The 7,117-nt window shown below is 70.5% G+C and carries 4 protein-coding genes and 2 pseudogenes; 4 read left to right on the top strand and 2 right to left on the bottom strand.

The genetic code is table 11. The annotated features are described in order from the left end of the window. Positions 1–167 precede the first annotated feature (167 nt). A complete protein-coding gene (gene ddaH, locus P3T41_RS36635; protein ID WP_280694988.1) occupies positions 168–1,022 on the top strand; it encodes a dimethylargininase in 855 nt (284 codons plus the stop codon). Positions 1,023–1,081: 59 nt separating this feature from the next. Beyond that, on the top strand, positions 1,082–2,455 hold the full coding sequence (locus P3T41_RS36630; RefSeq protein WP_280694987.1) for a hypothetical protein: 1,374 nt from the start codon (positions 1,082–1,084) through the stop codon (positions 2,453–2,455). Positions 2,456–2,515: 60 nt separating this feature from the next. On the opposite strand, the pseudogene P3T41_RS36625 reads toward P3T41_RS36630, so the two are convergent. Together P3T41_RS36625 and P3T41_RS36620 are read right to left on the bottom strand one after the other, a co-directional pair. Continuing rightward, a pseudogene (locus tag P3T41_RS36625) lies at positions 2,516–2,724 on the bottom strand (aldo/keto reductase); the annotation flags it as partial. Between the two features lie 386 nt (positions 2,725–3,110). Continuing rightward, complete coding sequence (locus P3T41_RS36620; RefSeq protein ID WP_280694986.1) at positions 3,111–3,539, bottom strand: RICIN domain-containing protein; 429 nt, start codon at positions 3,537–3,539, stop codon at positions 3,111–3,113. Positions 3,540–4,857: 1,318 nt separating this feature from the next. On the opposite strand from P3T41_RS36620, the pseudogene P3T41_RS36615 reads away from it, so the two are divergent. After that, a pseudogene (locus P3T41_RS36615) lies at positions 4,858–5,055 on the top strand (transcriptional regulator); the annotation flags it as partial. Between the two features lie 536 nt (positions 5,056–5,591). After that, positions 5,592–7,117 (top strand): putative Ig domain-containing protein (locus tag P3T41_RS36610; RefSeq protein WP_280694985.1); only part of this gene is annotated, 1,526 nt, incomplete at its 3' end.

Genomic DNA, 7,117 nt, shown 5'->3' with positions numbered 1-7,117 from the left:
CTAGGCCCTGGACCGACCGACCCAACGACTGAACGATTGAACGACCGACCGGCCCGGGTCGGGTCCCGTACAAGGGGTCCCTGCCCGGGGCCGGCCCGGGGCCGTCGGCCCTGTCGCTGGCGAGCCGTCACCCATCGGCTCGTCCACATCTGAGGAGAGAACCAGTAATGCCGTACACCGACGTCATCGGAGCCGACCGCGAGGCCCACGCCAGCAGAGTGGCCATCCCGCGCCGGCTGCTGATGTGCCGGCCGCAGCACTTCGACGTGTACTACTCGATCAACCCGTGGATGCACCCCGAGAAGCCGGTCGACAGCGGGCTGGCGTTGCTGCAGTGGGAGCGGCTGCGCGAGCTGTACATCTCGCTCGGTCACACCGTCGAGGTGATCGAGCCGGTGCCGGGCCTGCCCGACATGGTCTTCGCGGCCAACGGCGCGACGATGGTGGACGGCAAGGTGCTCGGCGCCCGGTTCCGGCACGCCGAGCGCACCGCGGAGGGACCGGCCTACCTGTCCTGGTTCGTCGAGAACGGCTACCAGGACGTGCTGTGGCCGGAGTTCATCAACGAGGGGGAGGGCGACTACCTCCCGGTCGGCCGCCGGATCCTGGCGGGTACGGGCTTTCGCACCGACCAGCGCTCACACGCCGAGGCCCAGGAGTTCTTCGGCGTGCCGGTCACCTCGCTGACCCTGGTCAACCCCAACCACTACCACCTGGACACCGCGCTGTCGGTGCTCTCCGACACCGAGATCATGTACTGGCCCGAGGCGTTCACCCCGGGCAGCCGGGCGGTGCTCGAGGCGCTGTTTCCCGACGCGATCCTGGCCACCGCCGAGGACGCCGCCGCGTTCGGCCTGAACGCCTTCTCGGATGGGCGTAACGTGCTGTTGCCGCAGGCCGCGTCGGGGCTGATCGAGCAGCTCAAGGAGCGCGGCTTCCACCCGCTGGGGGTGGATCTGTCCGAACTCCTCAAGGCCGGTGGCAGCGTCAAGTGCTGCACGTTGGAACTGCGTGACCGCTGAACCGCCCCGAACATCGCTTGGACACCCGCTGGACACCCGCAGGGGAAAGGCCCATCACCGTGACGGATCGCGCTGAACTGACGGCGAGTTTCCTCGACAGCGTGCGCGAGCGCGGCGCTGTCGCCTCCGAACTGATCGGCGACCAGCCGCAGAACGACATGCTGGTCGCCTTCTACAAGAGCAGGTTCCTCTCCCGCCCGCTCTTCCTCGGCCATCAGGAGAAGGTGCGACTGCAGGGCGACCTGGAGAACCTGCACACCGCCCTGACCAGCCTGCCCGAGCGGCTGTTCGGCGGGGACCTGGGCGCCTTCGCCCGGGCGGTCGGGATGGACGACGTCCAGGTCTCGGCGATCCTGCGCAGCCGGGGCGCCGCGGTGACCAAGCAGATCCGCGCGGACATGTACGTCGACGAGTCGGGCTTCAAGCTCCTCGAGTACAACATGGGCAGCGCGCTGGGCGGCGTCGACGTGGGCGAGATGTCGCGGGCGCTGCTGGAGCACCCGCTGATGGGGGAGTTCGCCGACAAGCACCGGCTGACCTACGCGGATCCCACCACCGAGAAGCTGCACGACATCGTGGCCGAGTCCGGCTTCGCGCCGGATGACGACCCGGTGGTGGTGATCGTCGACTGGCCCTCCAGCTACGTCGACCTGGCGCCCTACATCGCCCTCGTGGTGGACCACTGGCGCACCCGCGGGATGAACGCGCACGGCTGCCACGTCGGCGAGTTGGAGGTGCGCGACGGCGCCGTCTGGCTCGGCGAGCTGAAGGTGGACATCATCCAGCGGCTCTTCCTGATCGAGGACCTGCTGGAGTCGCCGCAGGCCGCCGCACTGCTGGACCCGGTGCTGGACGCCGCCGCGGCCGGCCAGGTGAAGATCTTCACCCCGATGGACTCCGAGGCCTTCGCCAGCAAGGGCGCGCTGGCGATGCTCTCCGACGAGCGCAACCGCCACCTGCTCACCGAGCAGGAACGGGTGAGCCTGGACCGGATCCTGCCGTGGACCAGGATGCTGCGCGCGGGGAAGGTGACCCTGGAGAACGGCGAGCAGGTCGAGATGCTCGACTACGTGCTGGCCCATCAGGAGGACCTGGTCCTCAAGCCCACCCTGCTGCACGGCGGTCAGGGCGTGCTGCTGGGCTGGGAGGAGCAGGTCAGTGCGCAGATGTGGCGCGAGCAGGTCACCGCTGGTCTGGACGGCCCGTACCTGATCCAGCGCCGGGTCGATCCGCTGCCGGAGTACTTCCCCGATGAGCGGGGCGAGTTGGTGCCCTGGCTGGTGGTCTGGGGGATCTTCGGAGCGCAGCGCGGCTTCGCCGGCATCTACGCCCGTGCCACCACGTTGGAGTCGAGGGCGGGTGTGGTGAACACGGCCAGTGGCGCTCATGCCGGCACGGGCCTGCACGAGTTGGGTCCGGACGAGGAGGTCTGAGGGGCGCGAGCGGGCCGTCCACCCTCCGGCGGGCGGGCGGCTCCTGCGCCCGGCCCGGACTCAGTTGCCGGCGCCGAGGCCGGACATGAACGCGGCCGGGTACCAGTCGCCGCGTGCCGCACCCCGCGGCACCGCCTTCTCGATCTCGGCAAGGTCGTCCGCGCTGAGGCGCAGCTTCATCGCGGGCAGCGCCTCGGCCGGCCGCTCACGGGTGCCGCGCCGACCAGCGGCACGATGTCCTCGCCGTGCGCGGCCACCCAGGCGATGGCCGGCGGTGGACGGTGGCGTCGTTCGCGTGGGCGCCGGGGAACTCCTCCACTGCCGCAGTCGCGGCAGCGCCGACGGCCAACGCGTGCAATCCTGTCAGCCCTCCTGCGTCACCGAGGCCAACGAGTGGGGCACGCTCACCTCGCGGCCCTCGCCCCCGCCGGACCGTACGTCAACCACCCCCTGGCTGCTGCGACTCCACCTCCCGAGAGCCGAACCTGACAGCCGGCCTGGTCGTGGGGCGCGTGACCGCATACCGAGCTGAAGAGGTGTTCGGGCCGGAGCCCCGCTCCGGACGCTCTCCCCAAGCCGGGAAGGGACATCGGATCGGTTCGGGCCGTAACGCCTTCGGAGCCGCTGCCCTGGGCAGCGGTCAATACCCTGTGGGTCAGTATCGCTTGATGGCGGTGATCCAGGCTTGATTGGCCTGGGCGACGCCGACCCATGAGCCTGGCCACTGGCGGGCCGGGGCCCCGTTGTCGGTGCGCCAGTTGGCGATCTCCAGAAGCAGCGCCGAGTTAAGGTTGGCGATGCCGAGCTCGCCTCGGTCGCCAAGCGTGCCGACGTAGTTCCGGTGCTGATTCCCGCCCCAGGTGCAGTCCCATTGACGAGCCGGCGCTCCAACGTCGGTGCGCCAGTCGGCGATCTCCAAGCATTTACCGGAGTGGACGTTGACCAGGGTGCTGGACGTGGGGTTACCGAAGCCGCCGCCGATGGCGGACGCGGGGGTGGCCGGCAGGACGGCGGCCAGCGCGAGTGCGGCGCCAGCGACAGCCGCGGCCGCACGGGCACGAGGAAGGGCGTTGTGGATGGTCAACGGACAGGTCCCTTGCACGAGAACGGGGGCAGGGGAACGGAACAGGGGGGCGTGCCGCGCCCGGATCCGCGTCGGCCCGGGCCCCGGCACAGTACTGGCGGGCCCGTCCCCCTACGGCCCGGACACGTACCCGGACCGCCGACGTGCGTGAACATACGCGGGCGCGCGTGACACCGGGCCCACGTGCTGATCAAGGTTGGGTATAGCCGCTGAGAACTCACCGATTCTTGGAGCGAGGGTCTTGGCGCTGGCGCCGGGCGGGACCCGAAGGTAGGCGACGGGCACCTGGCCAGGCAGTGGTCCGTTGCGGGCCGCTTCGACCAGGTGGCAAGGCGCGGCCGACCTCCAGCAGGGTTGGTGGGTCTTGCCGGTGGTGGGCCCTCGATCGGCGGTGCGATTTCTCGCTGTGGTGTCAGTGATGGTGAGAGTCGGTAGTGCTTTCCGGGGCGGTGGTCCAGGTTTGCTGGTCAGGCTGGTCGTGCTGTGGGTGGCAGTGGTCACGGGTGACTGTCGTTGGGTGAGAGACCAGCGCTCCGTTTTGCTGACGTGGGTTCTTTGTCTGACCCGCACGTGGCGCTGTCCCGGGTTCGAGGGATTTGATGCCGCCGCTGGTGGAACGCCGCTTTGATCGCTGGTATGGGAGAACACGGCGACGCTGGTGGGCGTGTGGGCCGGGGGTTGCCGCGTGCGCTGGTTGTGCGGCGTCTGGTGGAGCGTCAGGAGGCCGGTCACGTCACGGTCCACCCCACGACGGGGGCGACCAGCGACTGACGCGGCCGTCAGCTCACCTCTGCCTGCCACAAGATCAATGATGGGCGCGGTCCTGGCCCTGATCGGGCGCGGGGGGCCGGCACGAAGATGCTCAGTCGGTAGGTGATCGCGCCACTTCGACTCGTCTCGGGTCTCGCAGAGCACCTCCCAGCGGCCCGCGTCGGGCGCGAAGCGAGCGGCAGCCCGCCGCATATCGTCCCGCCGCTGACGCTTTCTCTTCCGCTGCCCTGGCATCGGCTCAGCATTGCTGGCTTCCACCGCCACAGCAAGGCCATGACCCATCGCCCAGGACCAGCACGCCGCTGATTATGTGCCAGACACGTCCTGACGCTCCCAGGCGTCCGCTGTCCGTAGATGACACGCCGCTCACGGCTTCAACAGCAGGTATTGCTCTCCACGCTGTCGCGGGTACGGATACCAGGCGGTCGATGTCGAGGTTCTTGGAGTTGGTGAGAGTCCTGCCGTCGTCCGGGCTGGCCCAGAAGCCTGTGACAGCCTGGCACTTGTCGTTGTGGACGACGCCCTGGCCCTCGCGGGCGGGAACGACCTGCCGGGTGTCGGACGCGCGGTGCTTTCCGGGTCCAGTGCGGGACCTTTCGAGCAGGGCCCCAGCAGGCAGCCCTCGGTCCAACTACTCGGCGCGCTGGCCCGGGCGTTGCGCCTGTCCGACCACGAGCGCGACCACCTCCACCTGGCCGGCCACCAGCCCCCACCCGCCGACAAGGTGGCCTGCCTGGCCCGCTCCACGCCGACCGCGAGACCAGCGCGTCACCTCGGACACCGCGCCCGCCCAGAAATCCACCCTGCGACGGCGCACGGCCGACCAGCGGCGAGCGCCGATCCCGGCGGGGCATCCACCCGGCGGGCGCCGACAACGCTGCACAGTCGCACGGCCGGTGCGAGCGGCCTGGTGGATGTTGGTGGGGGTCCCTGTGGGCCGGGTGGGCGGCTGGGTGGGTGGTGGCGTCATGAGCGTTGTGGTGATGGCTTCTCAGGTACGGGTGCGCTCTCGCTCCCGTGCCAGGACCGCGGCCCTGTGCGGGGCTGGGATCAGGTCGGGCCTGAGTTCGGCGCCGGCCCGGTGGTGCCGCGCGCTGTTCCCGCTCTCTCCGCGGCCGGTCCACGGCCCGGGGCACCTTTACTTCCAGGAGTGTTGACGTGTTCGATGACGTGAATGCGGGTGCGCCCGGCGCGGTCCCCGGTGCGCCGGTCGGCCGTAGGGTTGTGCGACGTTCGATGTCGGTGTTGCTGGCGGCGTGTCTGAGTGGGGCGGGGTTGACGATGCTGACCGCGACCCCGGCCGCGGCCGCAGCCCCGGTCCCGGGCAGCGCACCGCTGTTCATCGTCGACACCAACAACAATCGGGTGGTGGAGGTGCCGGCCGGCGGCGGCACCCAGACCACCGTCGTCACCGGCCTGAGCCACCCGTTAGGGGTGGCGGTGGACGCGGCCGGGGATGTCTACATCGCCGACGCGTTCAACAATCGGGTGGTGAGGGTGCCGGCCGGTGGTGGCACCCAGACCACCGTCGGCACCGGCCTGAGCCTCCCGTCCGGGGTGGCGGTGGACGGGGCCGGGGACGTCTACATCGCCGACCAGGGCCGCAATCGGGTGGTGGAGGTGACGCCCGGCGGCACCCAGACCACCGTCCCGACCACCAACCTGAGCAACCCGGTGGGGGTGGCGGTGGACGCCGTCGGCGACGTCTTCATCTCCGACACCAGCAACAATCGGGTGGTGAAGGTGACGCCCGGCGGCACCCAGACCACCGTCGGGGCCACCAACCTGAACGTCCCGACTGGGGTGGCGGTGGACGCCGCCGGGGACGTCTACATCGCCGATCAGAGCAACAATCGGGTGGTGAAGGTGACGCCCGGCGGCACCCAGACCACCGTCGGGGCCACCAACCTGAGCAGCCCGGACGGGTTGGCGGTGGACGGAGCCGGGGACCTGTTCATCGGCGACAGCGGCCACAATCGGGTGGTGGAGGTGACGCCCGGCGGCGCGCAGACCACCGTCCCGGCCACCAACCTGAACGTCCCGTCCGGGGTGGCGGTGCCGCCGGCGCCGGCGGCCCCGTCCGGGGCGAGCGCGAGTGCCGCGGGCGCTGGTCAGGCGACGGTGTCCTTCACCCCCAGCACCTCCGCCCATGTCACCGGTTACACGGTGACCGCCACCGACACCACCAATCCCGCCAACGGCAGCCAGAGCGCGCAGGGCGCCGGCTCCCCGTTGACCGTGACCGGCCTGACGCCCGGTGACACGTACACGTTCACGGTCACGGCGACCAACGCCGCCGGTGCCACCAGCCTCACCTCGAGTCCCGTCACCTTCGCGCTCCTGAACGTGCCGTGGGCCGCGAGCCTGCCGGGCGCCACCATCGGCAGCGCCTACAGCGCCCCGACCACCACCGGTGCGCCCAGCGGCGGCACCAGCCCCTACACCTTCACCGCCACCGGCCTGCCGGCGGGCGTCACCATCGACCCGACCACCGGTGTCCTGTCCGGCGCCCCCTCCACGGGCGCCCCCGCCGTGACCGTCACCGTCACCGTCACCGACAGCGCCAACCCCGCACAGACCGCCAGCCACCAGTTCACCCTGACGCTGAACGTGCAGGCCACCACCACCACACTGTCCGCCGTCCCGGACCCCTCCTCGTCCGGGCAGAACGTGGTGTTCACCGCCACCGTGGCCGGACCGTCCGGCTCCACTGTCGTGCCGACCGGGCAGGTGACGTTCAAGGACGGCACCACCACCTTGGGCACCGCCACCCTGAACGGCAGCGGCCAGGCCACCTTCAGCACCGC

Source organism: Kitasatospora sp. GAS204B, assembly GCF_029892155.1.
In the GTDB taxonomy this organism is placed as follows: Bacteria; Actinomycetota; Actinomycetes; order Streptomycetales; family Streptomycetaceae; genus Kitasatospora.
This window is presented reverse-complemented; position numbering and strand designations above follow the sequence as displayed.

Excerpts from the sequence above, each read along its gene's own strand:
- ddaH (WP_280694988.1), top strand. The coding sequence starts at position 168 with ATGCCGTACACCGACGTCATCGGAGCCGACCGCGAGGCCCACGCCAGC.